At 62.5% G+C, this 23,338-nt stretch carries 19 protein-coding genes; 16 read left to right on the top strand and 3 right to left on the bottom strand.

Features of this window, described 5'->3' with window-relative positions; genetic code table 11:
- The first annotated feature begins 219 nt into the window (after nucleotides 1-219).
- A complete protein-coding gene (gltS, locus tag AC5WNJ_RS11360; protein ID WP_175088646.1) occupies nucleotides 220-1,410 on the top strand; it encodes a sodium/glutamate symporter in 1,191 nt (396 codons plus the stop codon).
- Nucleotides 1,411-1,683: 273 nt separating this feature from the next.
- Here the strand turns inward: gltS and AC5WNJ_RS11355 are convergent, their stop codons facing one another.
- Nucleotides 1,684-3,180: a DASS family sodium-coupled anion symporter gene (locus AC5WNJ_RS11355; protein ID WP_176677527.1), complete on the bottom strand. Its 1,497-nt coding sequence runs from the start codon at nucleotides 3,178-3,180 to the stop codon at nucleotides 1,684-1,686.
- 523 nt (nucleotides 3,181-3,703) lie between these two features.
- On the opposite strand from AC5WNJ_RS11355, the gene galE reads away from it, so the two are divergent.
- The 15 genes from galE (at nucleotide 3,704) to ihfA (ending at nucleotide 20,960) form a co-directional block, all read left to right on the top strand.
- Entirely contained in the window at nucleotides 3,704-4,726 is a 1,023-nt protein-coding gene (galE, locus tag AC5WNJ_RS11350; protein WP_054555473.1) for a UDP-glucose 4-epimerase GalE, read from the top strand.
- A gap of 200 nt (nucleotides 4,727-4,926) precedes the next feature.
- A complete protein-coding gene (gene cysQ / locus AC5WNJ_RS11345; RefSeq protein WP_176677526.1) occupies nucleotides 4,927-5,754 on the top strand; it encodes a 3'(2'),5'-bisphosphate nucleotidase CysQ in 828 nt (275 codons plus the stop codon).
- A 79-nt stretch (nucleotides 5,755-5,833) separates the two neighbouring features.
- Nucleotides 5,834-7,684 carry a sulfatase-like hydrolase/transferase gene (locus AC5WNJ_RS11340; protein ID WP_495929722.1) on the top strand — a complete coding sequence of 617 codons (1,851 nt, stop codon included), beginning with the start codon at nucleotides 5,834-5,836 and terminating at the stop codon, nucleotides 7,682-7,684.
- A gap of 1 nt (nucleotide 7,685) precedes the next feature.
- Nucleotides 7,686-9,038: a UDP-glucose dehydrogenase family protein gene (locus AC5WNJ_RS11335; RefSeq protein ID WP_495929721.1), complete on the top strand. Its 1,353-nt coding sequence runs from the start codon at nucleotides 7,686-7,688 to the stop codon at nucleotides 9,036-9,038.
- Nucleotides 9,035-10,168 (top strand): glycosyltransferase family 4 protein, encoded by a 1,134-nt coding sequence (locus AC5WNJ_RS11330; protein ID WP_495929720.1) that lies wholly within the window; start codon nucleotides 9,035-9,037, stop codon nucleotides 10,166-10,168. The genes AC5WNJ_RS11335 and AC5WNJ_RS11330 overlap by 4 nt, the downstream gene beginning before the upstream one ends.
- A 246-nt stretch (nucleotides 10,169-10,414) precedes the next feature.
- Nucleotides 10,415-10,927: a DUF2489 domain-containing protein gene (locus AC5WNJ_RS11325; protein WP_176677522.1), complete on the top strand. Its 513-nt coding sequence runs from the start codon at nucleotides 10,415-10,417 to the stop codon at nucleotides 10,925-10,927.
- A gap of 20 nt (nucleotides 10,928-10,947) precedes the next feature.
- The gene (locus AC5WNJ_RS11320) at nucleotides 10,948-12,102 is read left to right on the top strand and encodes an amidohydrolase (protein ID WP_495929719.1); all 1,155 of its coding nucleotides are present in this window, start codon (nucleotides 10,948-10,950) and stop codon (nucleotides 12,100-12,102) included.
- 276 nt (nucleotides 12,103-12,378) lie between these two features.
- Entirely contained in the window at nucleotides 12,379-13,254 is an 876-nt protein-coding gene (locus AC5WNJ_RS11315) for an OmpA family protein (protein WP_176677520.1), read from the top strand.
- A gap of 337 nt (nucleotides 13,255-13,591) precedes the next feature.
- Nucleotides 13,592-15,490, top strand: coding sequence for a threonine--tRNA ligase (gene thrS / locus AC5WNJ_RS11310; protein ID WP_176677519.1), 1,899 nt, complete (start codon nucleotides 13,592-13,594; stop codon nucleotides 15,488-15,490).
- 34 nt (nucleotides 15,491-15,524) lie between these two features.
- Entirely contained in the window at nucleotides 15,525-16,064 is a 540-nt protein-coding gene (gene infC / locus AC5WNJ_RS11305) for a translation initiation factor IF-3 (protein ID WP_176678415.1), read from the top strand.
- A gap of 100 nt (nucleotides 16,065-16,164) precedes the next feature.
- Nucleotides 16,165-16,359, top strand: coding sequence for a 50S ribosomal protein L35 (rpmI, locus tag AC5WNJ_RS11300; protein ID WP_043335648.1), 195 nt, complete (start codon nucleotides 16,165-16,167; stop codon nucleotides 16,357-16,359).
- A 45-nt stretch (nucleotides 16,360-16,404) separates the two neighbouring features.
- The gene (rplT, locus tag AC5WNJ_RS11295) at nucleotides 16,405-16,758 is read left to right on the top strand and encodes a 50S ribosomal protein L20 (RefSeq protein WP_495929718.1); all 354 of its coding nucleotides are present in this window, start codon (nucleotides 16,405-16,407) and stop codon (nucleotides 16,756-16,758) included.
- A gap of 358 nt (nucleotides 16,759-17,116) precedes the next feature.
- Complete coding sequence (pheS, locus tag AC5WNJ_RS11290; RefSeq protein WP_495929717.1) at nucleotides 17,117-18,136, top strand: phenylalanine--tRNA ligase subunit alpha; 1,020 nt, start codon at nucleotides 17,117-17,119, stop codon at nucleotides 18,134-18,136.
- Nucleotides 18,137-18,192: 56 nt separating this feature from the next.
- Nucleotides 18,193-20,577 carry a phenylalanine--tRNA ligase subunit beta gene (gene pheT, locus AC5WNJ_RS11285; protein ID WP_495929716.1) on the top strand — a complete coding sequence of 795 codons (2,385 nt, stop codon included), beginning with the start codon at nucleotides 18,193-18,195 and terminating at the stop codon, nucleotides 20,575-20,577.
- A 26-nt stretch (nucleotides 20,578-20,603) separates the two neighbouring features.
- Complete coding sequence (gene ihfA / locus AC5WNJ_RS11280) at nucleotides 20,604-20,960, top strand: integration host factor subunit alpha (RefSeq protein WP_107336300.1); 357 nt, start codon at nucleotides 20,604-20,606, stop codon at nucleotides 20,958-20,960.
- 146 nt (nucleotides 20,961-21,106) lie between these two features.
- Here the strand turns inward: ihfA and AC5WNJ_RS11275 are convergent, their stop codons facing one another.
- Together AC5WNJ_RS11275 and AC5WNJ_RS11270 are read right to left on the bottom strand one after the other, a co-directional pair.
- Nucleotides 21,107-22,501, bottom strand: a complete 1,395-nt coding sequence (locus tag AC5WNJ_RS11275) for a TrkH family potassium uptake protein (protein ID WP_495929715.1) — start codon at nucleotides 22,499-22,501, stop codon at nucleotides 21,107-21,109.
- Entirely contained in the window at nucleotides 22,498-23,151 is a 654-nt protein-coding gene (locus AC5WNJ_RS11270; RefSeq protein WP_495929714.1) for a potassium channel family protein, read from the bottom strand. The genes AC5WNJ_RS11275 and AC5WNJ_RS11270 overlap by 4 nt, the downstream gene beginning before the upstream one ends.
- Nucleotides 23,152-23,338: the final 187 nt, after the last annotated feature.

Here is a 23,338-nt window from a genome sequence, read left to right as displayed (position 1 = left end):
CGGTGCCCACCCTGCGTATCATCGCTGCACCCGCATAATGATAACGATCTGGTGGCAGACCGGATTCGAGAACACAACAATTCCAAGCGGTGCAAAGGCAAACCCCCTGATGGAAGAGATAATGGATGCGTCCCCATCCATGCTCTGGTCGGGAATCGCCAGTGCACCTCTCGTTCAGGAGGTCCGCTAGAACAACCCACAACTACTCATCGGTATCGCATGATTCAACTTGATGCTATCACCACCCTGTTGCTGGCGGCGCTTGTCCTCGTCGTTGGCCATCTGATCGTCGAGCGCGTGCGCGTGCTGCGCGAATTCAATATCCCCGAGCCTGTGGTCGGCGGCCTCATCGCTACCATCATCGTCACCGGCCTGCGCGGCCTGGGTTACGAGTTCCAGTTCTTCGGCGGCCTCCAGACTCCCTTCATGTTGCTGTTCTTCGGCTCCGTTGGCCTGTCGGCAGACGTTCGCATGATTCGTGCCGGCGGCAGCAAGCTGGTACTGTTCCTCGCGCTGGTCATCGGTCTGCTCATCCTGCAGAACCTGCTGGGTGTCGGTGTCGCCAGCCTGTTCGGTCTTGATCCGGTGCTGGGTCTGCTCGGTGGCTCCATCACCATGTCCGGTGGTCACGGCACCGGCGCAGCATGGGCCAACGTCTTCGCCGACGAATATGGCATCAATGGCGCGATGGAAGTCGCGATGGCCTGTGCCACCTTCGGGCTGGTGTTCGGTTCTCTGATCGGCGGGCCGACGGCACGCTTCCTGATCAATCGCATGAAGCGCGAAGGGCAGGACATCAACGCCCAGGTCAGCGATTCCGAATATGACGAGACGGAAGTCCAACATCCGCTGAATACGGCCAATGCCCTGAAGACACTCTTCATGCTGCTGCTCGGAGTCGTCTGTGGCCAGCAGCTGCAGTCGCTCACGTCGGGCACCGCCTTCTCGCTGCCGACCTTCGTGTGGGTGCTGTTCAGCTGTATCGTCATCGGCAATGTGGTGCGCGCCTTCGGCGACAAGCACCTCAATACCCACGCCGTGGATGTGCTGGGCAACATCAGCCTGTCCATCTTCCTGGCGCTGGCGCTGATGACACTCAAGCTCTGGGATCTGGCCAATCTGGCACTGCCGATTCTGGCCATCCTGCTGGCACAGGTTGCACTGGTGTTCCTCTACACCACCCAGATCACCTTCCGCCTGATGGGCAAGAACTACGACGCAGCGGTACTGGTTGCGGGTAACTGTGGTTTCGGCATGGGCGCCACGCCGACGGCGATCGCCAACATGCAGGCGGTCACGCAGCACCACGGGCCGTCGCGTCTGGCCTTCATCATCGTGCCGGTGGTGGGTGGTTTCCTGATCGATATCGCCAACTCGCTGATCATCAAGGGCTTCCTCGGCTTCTTCTGAACATGACCGCAGGTGTCATGATGAGAAGTCGCAGAATCTGCCTGGCATGAACGACAACGCCGGACTCCATTGGAGTCCGGCGTTGTCGTTTCGGGGGGCTGAGGCTTGCAGGTTTCCAGGGCTCAGTCTTCAAGGACTCAGTCTTCAAGGGCTCAGGCTTCAAGGGCGGTGAGAATCTCGTCAGGCGCTTGTGCTTAAACCCTTGTTCTCACCTTCGCTTTTACCTTTGTTCTCTTCCTCGTGCTCCCCCAGATCCTGCGTCAACACTTGCCTCTACACCCACAGTGCCACGATCAGGCCATAGGCCAGCAGCGTGACGACCACGGTACCGGCCAGGTTCAGGAAGAAGCCGGCGCGCATCATGGTCTGGATCTTGAGGTGGCCGGTGGCGAACACGATGGCGTTGGGCGGCGTCGCCACCGGCATCATGAAGGCACAGCTGGCCGCGATGGCCGCCGGCACGGTGATCAGCAGCGGATCGATGTCCAGCGACAGCGCCAGTGCTCCCAAAAGCGGCAGGAAGGCGGCAGCCGTCGCGGTATTGGAGGTGACCTCGGTCAGGAAGATGATCACCAGTACCACGATGGCGACCAGGCCGATGAGTGGCAGCACGCTGAACATCGACAGCTGGCCGGCGATCCACTCGGCGAGGCCCGAGCTCTTGATCACGCCCGCCAGTGCCAGGCCACCCCCGAACAGCAGCAACACACCCCAGGGCAGGTCACGCGCGTCTTCCCACACCAGCAGTCGACGACCGCGTGAGGTGCCGGAGGGAATGGCGAACAGGCCCACGCCGATGGCCATGGCGATGCCGGTGTCCGACAGCCAGGCAAGGCCCATCTGGTTGATCAGCGGGCGGAACATCCACAGCAGGGCAGCCACCAGGAAGGCAACGCCGACACGTTTCTCGGCGCTGCTCATGGCACCCAGTGCCTTGAGCTCGCGGCTGATCATCTCGCCGCTGTCTGCCGTCTCGGACTTGAAGGAGAAGGGCGTGCGCGTCAGCCACCACCAGGTGATGGCGCACATCGTGATGGCGACCGGCAGGCCGACGAGCATCCACTGGGCGAAGCCGATCTCGATGCCTTGATCACTGGACAGGTAGCCCGCCAGCAGGGCATTGGGCGGCGTGCCGATCAGGGTCGCGATACCGCCGAGGCTGGCGGAGTAGGCGATGCCCAGCAGCAGGGCGGCGGCGTAGCGCTTCAGTTCCGGGTCATTGCTGTCGCGCTCATCCTGACCACTGGACATCAGGCTGACCACTGACATGCCGATGGGCAGCATCATGATGCTGGTGGCGGTGTTGGACACCCACATGCTGATGAAGCCGGTGGCGATCATGAAGCCGGCGATCTGGCGGCGCGGCGAGTGACCGGCAAGCTTCAGCGTATGCAGGGCCACGCGGCGATGCAGGTCCCAGCGCTGCATGGCGATCCCGAGCAGGAAACCACCGAGGAACAGGTAGATGGTCGGGTTGGCATAGGCGGCGGTGGTGCTCTTGATGTCGTCGATGCCAAGCGCCGGCACCAGCACGATGGGCAGCAGCGAGGTCACCGGAATCGGCAGGGCCTCCGTGGCCCACCAGGTGGCCATCAACAGGGCCAGGCCGACGCAGAGCCAGGCGCTGTCCGGCATGTCGCCCGGTGCCGGTGTCAACCAGGTCAGCAGCAACAGGAGGGGGCCGAGTATCAGGCCGATGCGCGCCGCGAGTGGCGCTTGTGGCGGCGTAGTGGATTGATCAGCGACGTGATCGGGAGATTGCTCAGGCATGTCGACTCCAGAGAAGCCGGTCGGCGACTGGCTTCCTCATCATGGTGGTCATCGTGTTGTTGGTATGGGTCATGGTAGGTGATGGCGAGTTGTCGTGTTGGTGTTATTCATTACATGCCGCGCATATATCCCCGGTCGGGGTGACGTGCACGGCGTGTCATGTTGCCTGCCTTGTCAGAAAGTCGCTCGCGAGTCGATCAGCCGGGCGTTCAGGCGACAAGGCGCGGCCATTGTCTCAGCATTGCGGCGCGGCTCAATAGCCTTCATTGCCTGTTTTGAAACGCCGATAGGTGAAACCTTGACGCCGCGCAAGCGCGACGCGTGATCCGATGTGTTCACACCTCGGGCCAGGCCCTGTATGGCGCCATCTTGCACGGGGCAGGTTGCCGTCTGGCGACAGACGCTGTCGTTGGCTGTGGACTTGTGAGCGCAAGGGCTGGAAGGTAGGGTTAGCAGCCATGAACAGGGCCAGCGCAGGACAACTGCGTGGCCTGCTGTCGCGTTACTTTCACAAGGAAGATGATTGATGATTCTGGTCACGGGTGGTGCAGGCTACATCGGCTCTCATACGGTATTGGCGCTCATGGAGGCCGGCCATCAGGTGCTGGTGCTGGACAACCTGTCCAATGCCAGCGAAGCCTCTCTTGCGCGTGTGGCGACACTTGCCGGGCGTGAAGTGCCGTTCGTCGAAGGGGATATCCGCAACGGGGCGCTGCTCGACAGCCTGTTCGAGCGTCACGATATCGAGGCCGTGGTCCATTTCGCCGGGCTCAAGGCGGTCGGCGAGAGCGTCGCCAAGCCGCTGGCCTACTACGACAACAACGTCAATGGCACCCTGGTGCTGTGTGACGCCATGGCGCGTGCCGGCGTCAAGCGTATCGTGTTCTCGTCTTCCGCCACCGTGTATGGCGATCCGGCTTCCACGCCGATCCGCGAAGACTTCCCGACCTCCGCGACCAACCCCTATGGCCGCTCCAAGCTGATGGTCGAGGAAGTGCTGCGCGACCTGGCTGTCGCGGATGACAGCTGGCGTATCGCGCTGCTGCGCTACTTCAATCCGGTGGGCGCCCATGAGTCCGGCACCATCGGTGAAGACCCCAACGGCATTCCCAACAACCTGGTGCCGTATATCAGCCAGGTCGCCGTGGGCCGCCTCGAGGAACTGGCCGTGTTCGGGGATGACTACCCGACGCCGGATGGCACCGGGGTGCGCGATTACATCCACGTCGTCGACCTGGCCGATGGCCACCTCAAGGCGCTGGACTACCTGGCCGGTGATGCGCGGGATGGCGTTCACACCTATAACCTGGGCACCGGTACCGGCTATAGCGTGCTGGACATGGTCAAGGCGTTCGAGAAGGCCAGCGGTCGTCCGGTGCCGTATCGCATCGCACCGCGTCGCGCCGGTGATATCGCCGAATGCTGGGCAGAGCCGGACAAGGCCTTCAACGAGCTGAAGTGGAAGGCCGAGCTGGGTCTCGACCGCATGATGGCCGACAGCTGGCGCTGGCAGTCGCGCAATCCCAACGGCTATCGCAGTGCCTGACAACTGATACTGCATGGTCAGTGCGCCGAAATTGACCGAGCTTGAGTTGACCGAGCTTGAGTTGACCGAGATTGAGTTGACGGCGCTTGTGTGAAGACCTCTCGAAGCGGTCGCGGGCAGCATCCGCGGCCGCTTTTGCGTATGATGACGGCGGGCCGAAGGGCCCGTGTCGACTCCTTCGAATTCTCTGCGAGACCCCCATGACCCAGTCTGATGCCACCCTCGATCTTGAACTGCTGACGGCCATTGAACAGCTTTGCCGTGAAGCGGGGCAGGCGATACTCGCCGTTGCCCGTGGGGGAGAGCTCGGCACGCGCGCCAAGGCGGATGACAGTCCCGTCACGGCGGCGGATATGGCGGCGCATCGTGTGCTGGTCGAGGGGCTGGCCCGCCTGACGCCTCAGATTCCGGTGCTCTCGGAGGAGAGCGACAAGGCCGATATCGCGGCGCGGCGTGACTGGCAGACCTTCTGGCTGGTCGACCCGCTGGATGGCACGCGCGAATTCGTCACCGGCAGCGGTGAATACACCGTCAACGTGGCACTGATCCAAGGGTCGCGCAGTGTGCTGGGCGTGGTGGATGCGCCGGTGCTGGCGACGACCTGGAGCGGGCTTGCCGGCGTGGGGGCCTTCCGGGAAGACGCCGCCGGGCGTGTCGAGATCGCGGTCAGTCCGGAGCCAGAGGTATTGAGAGTCGTGGCCAGCAAGTCGCATCTCGATGCGCGCACGGCGGCGCTGATCGAGCGCCTGGCACCGGTGGAGAATGTCAGCTGTGGCAGCTCGCTCAAGTTCTGTCGCATCGCGGAAGGCAATGCGGACCTCTATCCGCGCTACGCGCCGACCAGCGAATGGGACACCGCGGCGGCCCAGGCCGTACTGGAAGCGGCCGGCGGCCAGGTCTTCGATGCCGAGTCATTGCCTGTACAGCCGCGTCGTCTGGACTATAACGCCCGCGATACGCTGGTGAATCCCTTCTTCATCGCCTGTGGCCAAGCGGATGGTCGCTGGCGCCAGGCGCTGGACGTCTAAGGGTGGCCGGGGCTCGACGGCTCGTGCATCCATTGGCCCGCGTGAGGGCTGAAGCGTTCATGCCGTTGCGAGGACGCGCATGAAGGGCCTGCTGCAGCGCCTCGTCCGTCGCCTGTTTGCGCGCAGTGATCAGGCGAGCAAGCGGGCCGGGGGGATCTCCGCCATCATGCTGTCCCTGTTGGCGAGCCTGGTGCCGTTGATCTATCACGGCCTGCTCGAGGGCGGCCTGATCCTGTTCGGCAACCTGTTGCTGTGGCCGTGTCTGCTGGCGGCGCTGCATCGTCCGCGCTGGCGTTGGCCGGCGCTGGGGCTGATGGCGGCGCTGGGTGTCAATCTCTCCGCAAGTGTGGTCAGCGCCGTCTATTACGATTCCCGCTATGGGCTGGCCTTTGCGCTCAGCTCGCTGGATACCAGTCGCAGCGAATCGATGGCGATGCTGTTCAAGTTCCCGCTGGCCCTGATCGTGCCGCTGGGGTTCTTCCTGCTGGCGCTGTCACTGGGCAATCGCTTCGGGTCGGGGTTGGCGCGTACCCGGCTGGGCGGGCACAGCGGAATCGCCTTCGTGCTCTGGATGCTGATGCTGCTGGCCGGTAGCTGGCAGTGGGGGCGGGCCAGCGTGCCGTTGGTCATCACGACGCTGTCGGTCTCGCCGGGCTGGAATCTGGCCACCACCTCGCATGCCTGGTGGGAGAAGGAACGCTACAAGGCGCTGATGGCGGATGACTATGATTTCGGCGGCGTCTCGCGCAGCCCCGAAGTGTCGGATGACGCCGTTTTCGTCCTGATCATCGGCGAATCCCAGCGCCGCGATCAGCTGTCGCTGTATGGCTATTCCCGCGCCACGACGCCGAATCTCGATGCGCGCCGCGATGAGCTGGTGGTCTTCGATCAGGCCATCGCCCCGGCGCCGCAGACCGTGCTGGCGGTGCCGATGCTGGCCAGCCTGACCGACCCGCGCACCTTCTCGCCGCGCTACCTGGACGCCAATCTGATCTCGCTGGCCAATCAGGCCGGCTATCATACCGAGTGGCTGTCGCGCCAAGGGCTCGACATCACCTCCGAGCGTACCTGGATCACCGCCATCGCCCAGCGTGCCGATATCGCGCGCACCATCATGACCGACTATGACGATGGCCTGCTGGATGCCCTTGATGAGGCGCTGGCGCGTGATGTTGCCGGGCCGCGGCTGATCGTGCTGCATCTGTACGGCAGCCATCCTCCCGCCAGTCTGCAGTACCCGGATTCACTGCGCTATTTCCTGGCCCCGGACAGCCGCTCGCCGCTGACCGATGCCTACGATGACAGCATCCGCTTCACGGATCAGGTGATAGAGGGCGTCTTCCAGCGCCTCGAAGGGCGGCCCGCTGGCGTGCTCTATCTATCGGACCACGGCCTCGAGCATGACCCGCTCAGTGACGCCTATGTGCATGGCGGTGACCGCCCCAGTCAGGCGCCGTACCGCATTCCGCTGTGGCTGTGGCAGACGGCGCAAGCGCCCAATCCCGCACGTGAGCTGGCGCGCCTGCGGTCGCACGCCGATGCGCCTTTCGCCAGTTTTGACCTGCCCTATCTGGCCAGCGACTGGCTGGGTATCCGCTTCTCCGGTGACAAGCCGTGCCTGTCGCCCTGGGCGGTCTGCTATCAGCCGCGTGAGCGTCATCCGGTGCTGGACCAGCTGGGACGACTTAACTTCTATGAAGCCCTGCCGTCGGACTTTCTTTCCCGACCTCTCGCGCCGGGTGCCGAAGAGCTCGAGGAAGCCGTCGAGGCGACCACCGAGCTGCTGGAACGTCCGGGGTTCGCGTCCGGGCTGGGTGCGAAGCGCGATGGGCAAGCTCCAGAACCGGATTCCCGCGTGACGCCGCCAGAGGAGTCGTCGGCGCTCACCTTGTCCCCTGCTTCATTACCTTCAGAAACTCTCAAGGACTGACATGAAAATCACTGTCTTCGGAACAGGCTACGTAGGCCTGGTGACTGGCACCTGTCTGGCCGATGTCGGCCATGACGTGATCTGCATGGACGTTGATGCAGCCAAGATCGATGGCCTCAAGCAGGGCGAGATCCCCATCTTCGAGCCGGGGCTGGAGAGCATGGTGCTGCGCAATGTCGAGGCTGGCCGTCTCAACTTCACCACTGACGCGCGTGAAGCCGTCGAGCATGGCGTGCTGCAGTTCATCGCCGTGGGGACGCCGCCGGACGAAGACGGCAGCGCCGACCTCAAGTACGTGCTGTCCGTCGCCACCACCATCGGCGAGCACATGAATGACTACAAGGTCATCATCGACAAGTCCACCGTGCCGGTGGGCACGGCAGACCGCGTCAAGGCGCGGGTCAAGGACGTGCTCGACCAGCGCGGTGTGAGTGTCGATTTCGATGTCTGTTCCAACCCGGAATTCCTCAAGGAAGGCGCCGCGCTGGACGACTTCACGCGTGGCGCGCGCATCGTGGTCGGCACTGATTCCGAGAAGGTGCGTGAGCGCATGCGCGAATGCTACGCGCCCTACAACCGCAATCATGAAAAGCTGATGTTCATGTATGTGCGCGCCGCCGAGCTGACCAAGTACGCCGCCAACGCCATGCTGGCGACCAAGATCAGCTTCATGAACGAGATCTCCAACCTGGCCGAGCGTCTCGGCGCGGACATCGAGGAAGTGCGTCGCGGCATCGGCAGTGACCCGCGTATCGGCTACCACTTCATCTATCCCGGTTGTGGTTATGGCGGTTCCTGCTTCCCGAAGGACGTCCAGGCACTGGCGCGTACTGCCAGTCAGGTCGGTTATGACGCCGAGCTGCTGACCGCTGTGGAATCCGTCAACAAGCGCCAGAAGGTCACGCTGTTCGACAAGCTGTCGCGGGCCTTCGATGGCGACCTCAAGGGCAAGACCATCGCCGTCTGGGGTCTGGCCTTCAAGCCCAACACCGATGACATGCGCGACGCGCCGAGCCGCACGCTGATGGAAGCGCTGTGGGCGGCTGGCGCGACCGTGCAGGCCTATGACCCGGAAGCCATGAAGGAATGCCGCCGCATCTACGGCGAGCGCGATGAGCTGGTGCTGGTCGCGGACCGTCAGCAGGCAGTCAAGGGTGCCGATGCGCTGGTGATCTGCACCGAGTGGAAGGAATTCCGCACCCTGGATGGCGAGTGGCTGAAGTCTCAGCTCGGCTTCCCGGTGGTGGTCGATGGCCGCAACCTGTTCGAGCCCGCCGCCATGAAGGCCGCAGGCCTGATGTACTACGCCGTCGGTCGTGGTGATTCCATGCGCCGTGTGCAGGAGGCGTCGTGAGCACTGGTGCAGGCAAGCTGGCCGCGATCGCCATTCGTCAGGTCGAGAAGAACACCGGTGCCAGCCGCAATGCCTTCGAGCAGGCGGATGCGTTGCGCGCGCTGGGCTATCGCGTGGTGATTCTCGCCGAGCGTGGCAAGCCTGAACTGGCTCGCGCCCACGGCGCGGAGCTGGTGCGTCTGTGGCGGTGGCCCTTCAAGGGGGCGTATCGACGTTTCTGGTTCAATCGCCGTGTCCAGGCCTGGGCCAGCCGTCATGCGCCCGACCTGCTGATCAGTCATGGTGACTGCGAAAGCCCGGATACCGTCTATCTGCACAATTGCGTGCACCTTGCCTCGCAGTGCATCCATGGCCGTGAGCTGCCTGGCGACCACGAAGTGGCGGCGATTCATGATCACGTGCTCAAGGGCGGCAAGTTCCGTCAGGTCGCGGTCAATTCGCGCATGATGGGCGAGGATCTGATAGCGCGCTATGGTATCGCGTCTGAGCGGATCGAGATCAGCTACCCGGGCTATGACCCGGTGCAGTTCACGGTCGAGCGTGCGCGCGCAGGGCGCTCCGCCCAGCGTGAAGCGTTGGGAGTGGCGGAAGATGAGCTGCTTGTCGGTCTGGTGTCATCCGGCAACTTCACCAAGCGCAACGTGGCAGGGTTCGTGGCGATGGCGGCGCTGATGGAGCAGGCCTCACCGGGCCGCTATCGCTTCCTGGTGGTAGGCAAGGATGATGCCGCGCCTTACCAGCAGCAGGCCAGGGAGGCGGGCATCGCCGAGCGTATGCTCTGGCGCTCGACCATCCCGGAGGTCGAGACGCTCTACGGCGCGCTGGACCTGTTCGTGATGCCGGCCCATATCGAGGAATTCGGACGTGTCGCGCTGGAGGCGATGGCCTGTGGCGCACCTGTGCTGCTCAATGCGCGGGTCGGCTCGGCCGAGCTGCTCGATGACTATCCTGAGCTGGTCATGGCGGCAGAGTCCACGCCACAGCAGTGGGCCGAGCGCTGCAGCCATCTGCTCGAGAGCGACACGCAGGCGCTGAGCACTGCACTGGCCAGCCTGGCACGCAATTACTCGCATCAGGCACAGAATCTCAAGCTCAAGGCCAGTTTCGAGGCCTTGATGGCGGGGCGCTGACGGCTGGACAGATGAAAATCTGTGCCGACAGCTCGACCACTCGCGTGCCGGACGAAGCATGAGTGCGACAGAGAAAAGCGTGCAAGAGTGAATGACACGACTGGCCCCGTATCCCTGATGCGGGGCCTCTTGTTGACGCAAGGCGTGGGCGAGGGCGGGCTATGTGGTCATCGGTCGCAGTGCCCCGCCTTGGGTGTCGCGTGTGCAGTCCCTATACTCATGGCTTGTTTACCGCAGGAGAAAGGCATGTCCCTGACTATCAGCATCATTCTGGCCGTCATCGCGATCATCATCATCGCGGGATTGGCGTTCTATGCCCTCAAGCTGCGCCGCGAGGTCAAGGTGCGTGAGGCGCGTCGCGAGCAAGAGCTCATTCAGGCCCGCGCGAACTGTCTGGAAAGCCTCGAAGCCATCGCACGCGCCATGCAGGCCGGGCAGGTCGACGTGGTGGAAGGCGGTCTGCGCTGCAAGGTACTGATCGAGATTCTCGACACCTCGCTGGCGGAAGATGACGTGCTCTCGGTCTTCGGTGTCCTGCATGGGCGGGTCTCACACCTGCATACCCATTCAGCACGCAAGGAGCTGTCGCCGCGTGAGCGCCTGGCCGAAGACAAGGAGCGCATTGCCGTCGAGGAAGCGCTGGCGGAGCCGCTGCAGCTGGCGGCGAGTCGCGTGCTGAGCAACATGGAGTCCTGGCATCAGCATTACCTGGGGCGCAAGCGTCCCGCTTCGCCAGCAGATCTAGGGCAGGCCGTCTGATGAGTCTTCAAGAGCCAGGCATGAACACTTCACTTTCCTTGCTGGCCACGCCGCTGGCCGAGCTGCGTCACGCGCTGCACCGCTCACCGGAACTCTCCGGACAGGAAGCCGCCACGGCGGCCTGCATCGCCGGCTGGATGCAGGAGGCCGGCGCCGAGGTGGTCAGCGGGCTGGGCGGGCATGGCCTGGCCGCCATCTTCCGCGGCGCCGAACCAGGACCGCGCGTCATGCTGCGCTGTGAGCTGGATGCTCTGCCCATCGATGAGGCGCCGCGCGGCGACTGGTCCTCCTGTCATCCGCATGTCGGTCACCTGTGCGGCCATGACGGCCACATGAGCTGGATGCTGGGCGTGGCGCAGCGCCTGACGGCGTCTCCGGTCGCCAGGGGCGAGGTAGTGTTGCTTTTCCAGCCCGCCGAGGAAACCGGCGAAGGGGCGCGTGCCGTCGTGCGCAGCAAGGCCTTTGCCGCACTCAAGCCGGATTATCTCTACTCGTGTCATAACTTGCCGGGGCGCCCTCTCGGGGAGGTCAGTGTGCGCGACCATGCCTTCACCTGCGCTTCACGTGGCATGATCGTGCGGCTTTCCGGGCTCTGTGCGCATGCGGCCCACCCGGAAAACGGTCGCAGTCCGGCGATGGCCATGTGTCGCATCATGCAAGGCCTGTCGCGTCTGCCGTTGCAATTTGCCGATGAAACCGGACTTGCGATGGTGACTCTGATTCATGCGCGCCTGGGCGAGGTCGCGTTCGGTACCTCACCGGGCGATGCCGAGGTGATGGTCACCCTGCGCACCGAGAGCGATGACATGATGAAGGCGCTGGCGGAAGCGGCCGTGTCACTGGCGCGCAGCGAGGCGGAAGAAGACCGTCTGGGTATCGACGTTGACTGGTGTGACACCTTCGATGCGACCTGGAACTCGCCTGAGGCGAACGACATGATTCGCCGCGTGGCGCGACAGCAAGGGCTTGATTGTGTGGAACTTCCTCAGGCACATCGCTGGTCCGAGGACTTTGGCGTGCTGGCACGAGACTGCCATGCTGCCATGTTCACATTTGGCGCAGGTGAGGAAATGCCGGGGCTTCACCACCCCGATTACGATTTTCCTGATACGCTGTTGGCGCCCGGCGTCGAGATCTTCGAGGGGCTGGTGCGCCAGCACCTTGGAAGAGGGTAAAACAGGGGTTTTACAGCGTCGCCATTCTGATACAGTTAGTGTCAAAGTTTTTCGACGTTGCAAAAAACACTGTTTTCCTTCAACGTATGCCTGAGGATCGGTACCGTTTTCAAGGGAACAGACCCGATCAGAGCTGGAAGGACGCACCTGCATGTGCTTTCTTCATAAAGGAAGATTTGAATAAAATTCCTTTCATCGTAACGAGTTCGGCTCTTATACTGAGTCGAAACGTAACACCCTCGTTACATATTGCGCTGTGTTAAGAAGGAGTCTTACATGAAAAGATCTACGACTGGCCTGGTTCTGGGTTCTGCATTGGTTGTTGGCCTGTCTGGCTGCGCAAGCTCTGCTTCCCAGTCTTCATCTGCTGAGAAGCCCTGGTACAGCCAGCCGTTCGTCTGCGGTCTGGCCGGTGGCCTGATCGGTGGCGGGATTGGTTACGGCGTCTCTGGCGACAGCGACGAAGATACCGGCGCTTCTCTGGGTGCTGTCGGCGGCGCGACCGCTGGCGCACTGCTGTGTGCAGACGATGCACCGAAGTCCATGGACGACGATGGCGACGGCGTGCCGAACGACCGTGACGAATGCCCGGGAACTCCGGCAGGCGTCGCAGTCGATGCGAAAGGCTGCCCGCTGGACACCGACGGTGACGGCGTTGCTGACTACAAGGACCAGTGCCCGGGTACTCCGGCCGGCGTCACTGTTGACGCGAAAGGCTGCCCGCTCGATTCCGACGGTGACGGCGTGCCGGACTACCAGGACCAGTGCCCGAACACCCCGGCCGGCGCCAAGGTCAATGCCTTGGGCTGTGTCGCTGACCTCGTCCTGCGTGACGTGAACTTCGAGTTCGACTCCGCCAAGCTGACTGCCAACGCCGAGAAAGTGCTGAACGGTGTGGCGGCCAAGCTGGTCTCCAACGAGAATGTCCGCGTTCGCGTCGAAGGTCACACTGACTCCGTGGGTTCTGACTCCTACAACAAGCAGCTGTCCCAGAAGCGTGCTGACTCCGTGAAGGCCTACCTGGCTTCCGAAGGTGTTGACACCAACCGTATCCAGACTGTGGGTTACGGTGAAGAGCAGCCGGTCGCCAGCAACGATACCGCTGAAGGCCGTGCCGAAAACCGTCGTGTCGAGCTTGCTGAAGTCAAGTAAGCCGAACGCGGTAAGCTGAATCAGACGGGGCGCCTCAGGGCGCCCCGTCTGCGTTCGTGTCGTGCATGGCTTTCAGTGGCCAAGCGTATCTTTACGACTTTTGAATGGGCTGCTAAGGTCTTGCCTCGTTCATGTTCCCGCGTTATGTGTCCACACCCTGACTGGTCGCTCGATCATCATGGGGCAGTGGGCGGCGCCCCAGGCATTGTAGGCCGGGGTCAGTAGCGTGAGGGGTGTGATCGTCATTGCCCCCATTTCGAGCCGACGCCTCGCGTTCGGCCAAATTCGCTTCACGTGACCCTTGGTAAGGGCCACCACTGAACGCAAGGATTTCTTCATGCCTATCGTTACTCTGCCTGACGGCAGCCAGCGTACCTTCGATACCCCGATTTCCGTGATGCAGCTGGCCGAGTCCATCGGTCCCGGTCTTGCCAAGGCCTGCGTGGCCGGCAAGATCAATGGCGTCGAGGTCGATGCCGCTGACATGATCACCGAAGACGCCAACGTCGCCATTCTCACGGCGCGTGATGCGGAAGGCCTGGACGTGATTCGTCACTCCTGCGCGCACTTGATCGGTCATGCCGTCAAGCAGCTCTACCCGGAGGCCAAGATGGCCATCGGCCCGGTCATTGATGACGGTTTCTATTACGACATCGACTTTGGCCGCTCGGTCACCCCGGAAGATCTCGAGGCCATCGAGAAGCGCATGAAGCAGCTGATCGACAGCGAGTACGATGTGGTGCGTGAATATGTCTCGCGTGACCAGGCCATGGCCGCTTTCGAGAAGCGCGATGAGCCGTACAAGCAGGAGATCATCGAGGGCATCGGCGAAGGCGACACCATCCGTCTTTACCACCACGAAGAATATACCGACATGTGCCGCGGCCCGCACGTGCCGAATACCCGCCACCTCAAGCACTTCCAGCTGCTCAAGCTGGCCGGTGCCTACTGGCGTGGTGATTCCACCAAGCCGATGCTGACTCGCATCTATGGCACCGCCTGGCCGGACAAGAAGCAGCTCAAGGCCTACCTCAAGCGTCTCGAGGAAGCCGAGAAGCGCGATCACCGTAAGCTGGCCAAGAAGCTGGACCTCTTCCATATGCAGGAAGAGGCGCCGGGCATGGTGTTCTGGCATCCGAATGGCTGGACCATGTACCAGGTGCTCGAGCAGTACATGCGCCGTATCCAGCGTGCCAATGGCTACCAGGAGATCAAGACCCCGCAAGTGGTCGATCTTTCGCTGTGGAAGAAATCCGGGCACTGGGGGCATTACAACGAGCTGATGTTCACCACCGAGTCCGAGAAGCGTGAGTATGCGGTCAAGCCGATGAACTGCCCGTGCCACGTCCAGGTCTTCAATCAGGGCCTGAAGAGCTACCGTGACCTGCCGCTGCGTCTGGCCGAGTTCGGCTCCTGCCACCGCAACGAGCCGTCCGGCTCTCTGCATGGGTTGATGCGCGTGCGTGGCTTCACCCAGGACGACGCCCACATCTTCTGTACCGAGGATCAGGTCGAGTCCGAGGCCGAGGACTTCATCCGTCTGACGCTGGAAGTCTACCGTCAGTTCGGCTTCGAAGACGTCGAGCTGAAGCTCTCCACTCGTCCGGAATCCTTCATCGGTGAGCCGGAAGCGTGGGACAAGGCCGAAGCTGGCCTGCAGGCAGCACTGGATGCGACTGGCCTGCCGTGGGAGCTGCAGCCGGGTGAGGGCGCCTTCTATGGACCAAAGATTGAATTCTCTCTGCGAGATTGTCTGAATCGTGTCTGGCAGTGTGGTACTCTACAGCTCGACTTCAATCTGCCTGAGCGTCTCAGTGCCCAGTTTGTCGATGAAAGTGGAGAGCGTCGCATGCCGGTCATGTTGCACCGCGCGATTCTCGGCTCCTTCGAGCGCTTCCTCGGCATCCTGATCGAGCACCACGCAGGCGCGATGCCATTCTGGCTTGCCCCTGAGCAGGTTGTCGTGATGAATATCACGGATTCCCAGGCAGAATATGCCAAGGATCTGGTCTCCCGCCTCGAGAAACATGACATCCGTGTCAAAGCAGACTTGAGGAACGAGAAGATCGGCTTTAAAATCCGTGAGCATACTCTGCAGAAGGTTCCTTACCTCATCGTCGTTGGCGACAAGGAAGTGGAAGCTGATGCAGTAGCTGTCAGAACCCGTTCCGGTGAAGATCTCGGCACCATGAAAGTTTCAGAGTTCATGGAACGCCTGAAGGAAGAGCAGGTCTGACAGTAACGAATTTCAGCCAAACGGAGACGCAACGATCAAGCGGAATAATCAGCGCGGACGCCCCCAGGAAAAGCGGGCTCCCATCAATGACCGTATTCGTGCGGACGAAGTCCGCCTCATCGACGCAGATGGCGAGCAGGTTGGCGTAGTGTCAACCAGAGACGCGCTTGCCAAGGCCGAAGAGGCAGGGCTCGACCTAGTCCAGATTTCCAATGCCGATCCCATCGTCTGCAAGATCATGGATTACGGCAAGTTTCTTTTCGACGAGAAGAAACAGAAGAATCTGCAGAAGAAGAAGCAGAAACAGATCCAGGTCAAGGAAGTCAAATTCCGTCCTGGTACCGATGAAGGCGATTATCAGGTCAAGCTACGCAACCTGACTCGCTTCATCGAAGGCGGAGACAAGGGCAAGGTTACCTTGCGCTTCCGTGGTCGTGAGATGGCGCATCAGGACATCGGCCGCAAGCTGATGGAACGTATCGCCGCAGACCTCGGTGAACTCGTGACCGTCGAGTCCTTCCCGAAGATGGAAGGTCGTCAGATGATCATGATTCTCGCGCCGAAAAAGAAGTGATCCATAGGCAGTAGAACGGACACATCAGGGTCACGCCTGCGGGCGTGGCTTTTTTTGTCGGCCCTGGATTTTCTCAAGAAACCGAGCGGAGTTAATACTCATGCCGAAGATCAAGACCAACCGCGGCGCTGCCAAGCGCTTCAAGAAGACTGCCAACGGCTTCAAGCACAAGCAGTCTTTCCGTAGCCACATCCTGACCAAGAAGTCGACCAAGCGTAAGCGTCAGCTGCGTGGCATGAAGCAGGTTCACGCTGCAGACAAGGCGCTGATCCAGCGCATGCTGCCGAACCTGTAAGCCGTCCTTACCTCGGTCCAACTTTCTTAATATCAGGAGTACGCTATGTCCCGCGTCAAGCGTGGCGTCGTCGCACGTCGCCGTCACAAGAAGATCATGAAGCAGGCCAAGGGTTACTACGGAGCGCGTTCACGCGTCTTCCGCGTAGCCAAGCAGGCTGTCATCAAGGCCGGCCAGTACGCTTACCGTGACCGTCGTGTCCGCAAGCGTCAGTTCCGTGCCCTGTGGATCGCGCGTATCAACGCTGAGGCCCGCATCAATGGCATGTCCTACAGCCGCTTCATCGCTGGTCTGAAGAAGGCCAATATCGAGATCGACCGCAAGGTCCTCGCCGATATCGCGGTTCACGAAAAAGCTGCCTTTGCTGCCATCGTCGAGAAGGCCAAGGCTGCTCAGTAAGTGACCGGATCAGATATCGCCCAGACCCGGCGAGTCGCAAAGCAGGCAAACCGGGTCGTGACTGTCGAATGCTTGCATTGGACAACTCAGGCGGTATCGAGATGACGTGTTACGTCACAGGGGAAGAGCAGCCGCTCTTCCCCTGTTTTTGTTTGGCCTGCCGTCAGAGAACCGGCGGTGGGTCAGCAGTGACATGAACGGGATTGGCCGCGTTGTGGGCCGGTCTCTGGCAAGGGCGCGATCGTCTGTGTGATTCACCGCAGGCGGAGCGCTCTCCCTGCCGACCTTCGGGTCGGCGCGACTTCCATTGGCGGCGGACATTGCCGCGCCAGTGACTCAAGCGATCGGAGCTGAACGGATGGAACATCTTTCCACCCTGGTGGACGAAGCACGCACCGCGATCCAGGCGGCCGAAGACGTCCAGTCCCTCGATGAGGTACGGGTACGTTTTCTCGGCAAGAAGGGCGAGATCACCGCACTGCTCAAGGGCCTTGGCAAGCTGTCCCCCGAAGAGCGCCCCAAGGCCGGTGAGACCATCAACGAAGCCAAGCAGCTGCTGAGCGGTGAGCTGGACGCACGTCGCAATACGCTGGAAACGGCAGCGCTCAATGCACGCCTTGCCGCCGAGCGCGTCGATGTGACCCTGCCGGGCCGTGGTGAGCCGGTGGGCGGCCTGCACCCGGTTACCCGCACGCTTGAGCGTATCGAAAGCTTCTTCTCGCACATCGGTTACGGTGTCGCGGAAGGGCCGGAAATCGAAGATGACCATCACAACTTCGAAGCGCTGAACATCCCGTCGCATCACCCGGCGCGCGCGATGCATGACACCTTCTATTTCGATGCCACGCGTCTTCTGCGCACCCACACCTCGCCGGTGCAGGTGCGCAGCATGAAGGCCAGTGAGCCGCCGCTGCGCATCGTCTGTCCGGGCCGCGTCTATCGCTGCGACTCCGATCTGACCCACACCCCGATGTTCCATCAGGTCGAGGGTCTGCTGGTCGACGAGAATGTCAGCTTCGCAGACCTCAAGGGCACCGTCGAAGAGTTCCTGCATGCCTTCTTCGAGCGTGATGATCTGGAAGTCCGCTTCCGTCCGTCCTACTTCCCGTTCACCGAACCGTCCGCTGAAGTCGATATCCAGTGCGTGATGTGCGCCGGTGACGGCTGTCGTGTCTGCTCCCACACCGGCTGGCTCGAGGTGATGGGGTGCGGCATGGTGCACCCGGAAGTCTTCCGTCACTCCGGTATCGATAGCGAGCGCTTCCGCGGCTTCGCCTTCGGCATGGGCGTGGAGCGTCTGGCGATGCTGCGTTACGGCGTCAACGACCTGCGGTTGTTCTTCGAGAACGACCTGCGTTTCCTTCGCCAGTTCAGCTAGGCACTCATTCACGTATCGCGCCTTGAGGGCGTGAACTTACGGAACAGGACAGCAAGATGAAATTTTCCGAACAGTGGCTGCGTGAGTGGGTCTCGCCGGAACTGAGCACCCAGCAGCTGGCCGATCAGGTCACCATGGCCGGTCTGGAAGTCGATGGTATCGAACCGGTCGCCGGTGAGTTCACCGGCGTGGTCGTGGCCGAGGTCAAGGACAAGCAACCGCACCCGGAGGCCGATCGCCTCAATGTCTGTCAGGTGGATGATGGCAGTGGTGCGCTGGTACAGGTCGTCTGTGGCGCGCCCAATGTCGCCGCTGGCCAGAAGGTGCTCTTCGCTCAGGTCGGCGCGAAGCTGCCGGGCGACTTCAAGATTCGCAAGGCCAAGCTGCGTGGTGTCGAATCCCGCGGCATGATCTGTGGTGCCTCCGAGCTGGGTCTGGAAGCCGAGGCCTCCGATGGCATCATGGTGCTGGCTGCGGACGCGCCGGTGGGTCGTGATGCCCGTGACTTCCTGAATCTTGACGACAACGCCATCGAGGTCGATCTGACCCCGAACCGTGGCGACTGCCTGAGCGTCAAGGGACTGGCACGAGAAGTCGGCGTGCTCAACCGTCTCGCCGTCACGGCGCCGGGCATCGAGCCGGTCGCCGCCCAGATCGATGATACCTTCCCGGTCACCGTCAGCGCGCCAGAGGCATGCCCGCGTTATCTGGGACGTGTCGTGCGTGACGTCAATGTCGCCGCGACCTCGCCGCTGTGGCTCGAGGAGCGTCTGCGTCGCAGTGGCATCCGCAGCATCGACCCCGTCGTCGACGTCACCAACTACGTGCTGCTCGAGCTCGGCCAGCCGATGCACGCCTTTGATCTGGCACGCCTGAATGGTGGCATCGAGGTGCGCATGGCAGCCGCCCAAGAGCCGCTGACGCTGCTCGACGGTCAGGAAGTCGCGCTGCGGGACGACACCCTGGTCATCGCCGACGAGAAGGGCCCGCTGGCCATCGCCGGTGTGATGGGTGGCGAAGGCAGTGGCGTGAATGCCGAGACGCGCGACATCTTCTTCGAGTCGGCCTTCTTCGCGCCGTTGAGCGTGGCTGGCAAGGCGCGTAGCTACGGCCTGCACACTGACAGCTCGCATCGTTTTGAACGTGGTGTGGACGCGCAGCTGCAGCGTGATGCCATCGAGCGCGCGACGGCTCTGCTGCTCGAGATCACCGGCGGCAAGCCGGGCCCGATCATCGAGGTTGCCAGCGACGCAGCGCTGCCCAAGGCCGCTGTCGTCAGCCTGAGCGGCGCCAGTGTCGAGCGCACGCTGGGCATGGCGCTGCCGGATGACGAGATCGTCGAGATTCTCGAGCGTCTGGGCATGCAGGTCGCCGCGAATGGCGATAGCCAATGGCAGGTGACGGTGCCGAGCTGGCGTTTCGATGTCAGCATCGAGGCTGACCTGATCGAAGAGCTGGCGCGCATCCACGGCTACAACAATCTGCCGGTCAGCCGCCCGAATGCGCGTCTGGCGCCGGCCGTGGCCAATGAGACCACCCAGCCGCTGACCAGCCTGCGTCGTCAGCTGGTGGCGCGGGGCTATCAGGAAGCGATCAGCTACAGCTTCGTCGCCCCTGAGCTGCAAAAGACGCTGGACCCGCAAGGGGTGGCACCGGCACTGGCCAACCCGATTTCCAGCGACATGGCGGTGATGCGCAGCTCGCTGCTGCCGGGGCTGGTCAAGGCGCTGAGCCACAACCTCAATCGTCAGCAGTCGCGCGTGCGCCTGTTCGAGACCGGGCTTGTGTTCCGCGGCGAGCTGGACTCCCTCGAGCAGACGCCGATGATCGGCGGTCTGGTCACCGGCGCCCGTCTGCCGGAAGGCTGGAATGGCGGTCGTGACAAGGTCGACTTCTTCGATCTCAAGGGCGATGTCGAGGCACTGCTGGCACTGGGCGGCAATCTGGAAGCCTGGCGCTTCGAAGCCGCCGAGCATCCGGCACTGCACCCGGGCCAGTGCGCTCAGCTGTTCTTCAATGGCGAGCCGGCAGGCTGGATGGGTGCCCTGCACCCGGCGGCGCGCGCCGAGCTTGGCCTGAAGGTCGAGGTCTTCGTGTTCGAGATCACGCTGGCTTCCGCCTGTGCGGGCCGTCTGCCGCGCTTCGCGCCGCTCTCCAGGTATCCGGAAGTGCGTCGTGACCTGGCCTTCGTGGTCGAAGAGGGCATTCACGTGCAGTCGCTGCTCGACGCCATCCGCTCGCAAGCCGGTGAATGGCTGACGGACCTGCGCCTGTTTGACGTCTACCAGGGCCAGGGGGTAGCCGATGGTCACAAGTCGCTCGCCCTGGGCTTGACCTGGCAGCATCCTTCGCGCACGCTGAATGATGAGGAAATCAATCAGTTAGTCGATGCGATCGTCACCGATGGCCACACACGTTTCGGGGCGGCGCTGAGAGCATGAGTCGCCACTTGAACGAGGGAGCGGACATGGGAGCGTTGACCAAGGCGGAACTTGCCGAGCATCTGCACGCAGAACTCGGCATGTCCAAGCGCGAAGCCAAGTCGATGGTAGAAGTATTCTTCGACGAGATTCGCGGTTGCCTGCGGGAAAATGAACAGGTGAAGCTGTCCGGTTTCGGCAACTTCGATCTACGTGACAAGCGCGAACGTCCGGGGCGCAACCCCAAGACAGGCGAGGAGATTCCGATCTCCGCGCGTCGTGTGGTGACCTTCCGTCCAGGTCAGAAGCTCAAGGCCCGAGTGGATGAGTACGACGGCGAGACGCACGCACATCAGCGTCTTGAAGAGCATGATGACCACGATGATCATGATGATGATCACTGAGGTCATTGCCTGACCTCACCCGTCGCTCCCTGAGCGGGTGACCATGCTCACGAAAGCCCCGATGCCCAGCGTCGGGGCTTTCGTCGTTCTGAGGTGTCGTCTGTGGTGTGCCATCAGCTGTGCGCCATCGCCCGTGCACATGCACATCAGCCGATCGAGAGCTCGGTACGCGCATAGCGGATGCCGGGGCGGCTGCGGGTCGCCAGCAGGTAGCCGAGGGCGAGTGGTCCGGTGCGGCCCAGCAGCATGGTCGTGATGATCAGCAATTGCCCGCCGGGCGAGAGCTCGGGCGTCAGGCCGTGGCTCAGGCCGACGGTGCCAAAGGCCGAGACGGTCTCGAAGGCCAGCGACAGGAAGGCGTGGTCCGGGTCGGTGATGGTCAGACCGAACAGCATGCTGAAGATCAGCAGCATCGCCGCCAGTGCCACGGCGATCGATTTGAAGACGGTGTCATCGCCGATGCGGCGACCATGCAGGGTGGGAGAGGGTTCGCGGCGCAGGAAGGCACGGGTGGTCAGCAGCAGCACCACGAAGGTGGTCAGCTTGATGCCGCTGGCCGTCGAGCCGCTGCCGCCGCCGATGAACATCAGTGCCATGGTCCACAGGGTCGAGGCCTGTGTCATCTCGGCGGTGTCAATGACGCTGAAGCCGGCGGTGCGCGGTGTGGTGGCCATGAAGGCGGCGGCGAGCAGGCGTTCGTCGTGACTGGCCATGCCACCCAGCGTGCCCGGGTTACGCCACTCGAGGGCCAATATCACCACTAGGCTCAGCAGATTGAGGGCTACGCTGGCTTCGATCACCAGGCGTGTCTGCACCGAAAAGCGCGAGGGTTGCAGCAGCACGCGCCAGCCATGTTCGCGTCGCCGCTCACGCAGCTCGCCGATGACGGCGAAACCGATGCCACCGGTCATGAACAGGACTCCGATCACGCCGCTGGTCAGGGGATTGGCCGCCTCGCGCATCAGGCTGTCCGGCCACAGGGTGAATCCGGCATTGTTGAAGGCCGAGACCGAGTGGAAGAGGCTCAGCCAGAGCCCCTCCTGCCAGCCGTACTCGGGCACCCAGTCCATCGCCAGCAAGGAAGCGCCTGCCAGCTCGAGCGTCAGCGCAAAGGCGGTGATGATCTTGAGCAGGCGGCCTATCTCGCGTGAACTGCTGCGATTGAGCGCCTCGCGCAGCAGGCTGGTCTGATGCATCGGCAGGCGCTGGCCCAGCATCACCAGCGACAGGGCGGCAATGGTCATGAAGCCCAGGCCTCCGAGCTGGATCAGTATCAGTACGATGATCTGGCCCGCGAGGGTGAACTCGCTGAGCGGAGTGACGGAGAGGCCGGTGACCGTGACGGCCGAGGTGGCGGTGAACAGCGCCGACAGCCAGCTCAAGCCTTCCTGATGCATGCCGGGCAGTTTCAGCAGGCAGGCGCCGAGCATGCCGAGGCCCAGAAAGCCGCTCAACAGAATCTCCGGCGGCGACAGATGGATGATGGGGCCGCGTGGGGTGCGGGTCAGGGGGCGGAGATAGCGCCGGTAGCGCTGCCTCATAGATGAGCCCCCAGTTTGCGCAGCGCGCTCAATTCGCCGATCAGAACCAGATGGTCGCCGGCGGACAGTCGCGTGCTGGCGGAGGGTTGGCGATCGAGGGTCTTGCCCTTGCGCAGCGCGATCACGCTGATGTCGTCATCGATGGGCAGCTGATCGAGCTGCTGGCAGTCATCGCCCAGTCGTGCGCTGACCTCCAGTTCGACCACGAACTGGTGATCGCCGAGATGGATGAAGTCGACCATGGCATGGTAGGCGAGGCTTTCCGCCACGCGTACGCCGAGATCGTATTCCGGATGCACGATGTGATCGACACCCAGACGACTGAGCAGCTTGTGATGGGCATCCGAGGTGGCCTTGACCCATAGCTCCTTCGCGCCGAGCTCCTTGGCCAGCAGTGCGCAGATCAGACTCTGCTCCATCGAGTCGCTTAGGTCGATCAAGACGGCATCGTACTGCTCCAGCCCCAGCTCCTGCAAGGCGTGTTCATCGGTAGGGTCGGCGATCACCGCCTGATTGAGCAGGTCAGCCACCGCGTTGAGGCGTTTCTCGTCGGCGTCGACACCGAGTACCTCATGCTCATGGCGCCTCAGCTCTCGTGCGACGGTGCTGCCGAAATAACCCAGTCCGATAACCGCGAATTGACGATGCATGACGACTCCTTGTCGGTGCTGCCAGGTGAAGCCAGCTGCTCTTTGTCCAGGCGCTCTCTGGCCAGGCACTCTCAGCCCAGCACTCTCAGGCCCAGACCTCTCTAGCCAGAGTGTTCTGGTCTGCGTTTCTTGAATGAGCCTACTCCATTGATGCGGTGATGTCGGGGCCTTTTGCAGCACCGTGCCT

It is taken from the genome of Cobetia sp. PDI-23MA, from assembly GCF_059507735.1.
The sequence above is the reverse complement of the archived record's forward strand: the minus strand, read 5'-3'. Positions and strand labels throughout refer to the sequence as shown.

Bases quoted from the DNA above. Each gene is read 5' to 3' on its own strand.
- gltS (WP_175088646.1), top strand. From the start codon at position 220: ATGATTCAACTTGATGCTATCACCACCCTGTTGCTGGCGGCGCTTGTC.
- AC5WNJ_RS11355 (WP_176677527.1), bottom strand. From the start codon at position 3,180: ATGCCTGAGCAATCTCCCGATCACGTCGCTGATCAATCCACTACGCCG.
- cysQ (WP_176677526.1), top strand. From the start codon at position 4,927: ATGACCCAGTCTGATGCCACCCTCGATCTTGAACTGCTGACGGCCATT.
- AC5WNJ_RS11340 (WP_495929722.1), top strand. From the start codon at position 5,834: ATGAAGGGCCTGCTGCAGCGCCTCGTCCGTCGCCTGTTTGCGCGCAGT.
- AC5WNJ_RS11335 (WP_495929721.1), top strand. From the start codon at position 7,686: ATGAAAATCACTGTCTTCGGAACAGGCTACGTAGGCCTGGTGACTGGC.
- AC5WNJ_RS11325 (WP_176677522.1), top strand. From the start codon at position 10,415: ATGTCCCTGACTATCAGCATCATTCTGGCCGTCATCGCGATCATCATC.
- AC5WNJ_RS11320 (WP_495929719.1), top strand. From the start codon at position 10,948: ATGAACACTTCACTTTCCTTGCTGGCCACGCCGCTGGCCGAGCTGCGT.
- AC5WNJ_RS11315 (WP_176677520.1), top strand. From the start codon at position 12,379: ATGAAAAGATCTACGACTGGCCTGGTTCTGGGTTCTGCATTGGTTGTT.
- thrS (WP_176677519.1), top strand. From the start codon at position 13,592: ATGCCTATCGTTACTCTGCCTGACGGCAGCCAGCGTACCTTCGATACC.
- rpmI (WP_043335648.1), top strand. From the start codon at position 16,165: ATGCCGAAGATCAAGACCAACCGCGGCGCTGCCAAGCGCTTCAAGAAG.
- rplT (WP_495929718.1), top strand. From the start codon at position 16,405: ATGTCCCGCGTCAAGCGTGGCGTCGTCGCACGTCGCCGTCACAAGAAG.
- pheS (WP_495929717.1), top strand. From the start codon at position 17,117: ATGGAACATCTTTCCACCCTGGTGGACGAAGCACGCACCGCGATCCAG.
- pheT (WP_495929716.1), top strand. From the start codon at position 18,193: ATGAAATTTTCCGAACAGTGGCTGCGTGAGTGGGTCTCGCCGGAACTG.
- ihfA (WP_107336300.1), top strand. From the start codon at position 20,604: ATGGGAGCGTTGACCAAGGCGGAACTTGCCGAGCATCTGCACGCAGAA.
- AC5WNJ_RS11275 (WP_495929715.1), bottom strand. From the start codon at position 22,501: ATGAGGCAGCGCTACCGGCGCTATCTCCGCCCCCTGACCCGCACCCCA.
- AC5WNJ_RS11270 (WP_495929714.1), bottom strand. From the start codon at position 23,151: ATGCATCGTCAATTCGCGGTTATCGGACTGGGTTATTTCGGCAGCACC.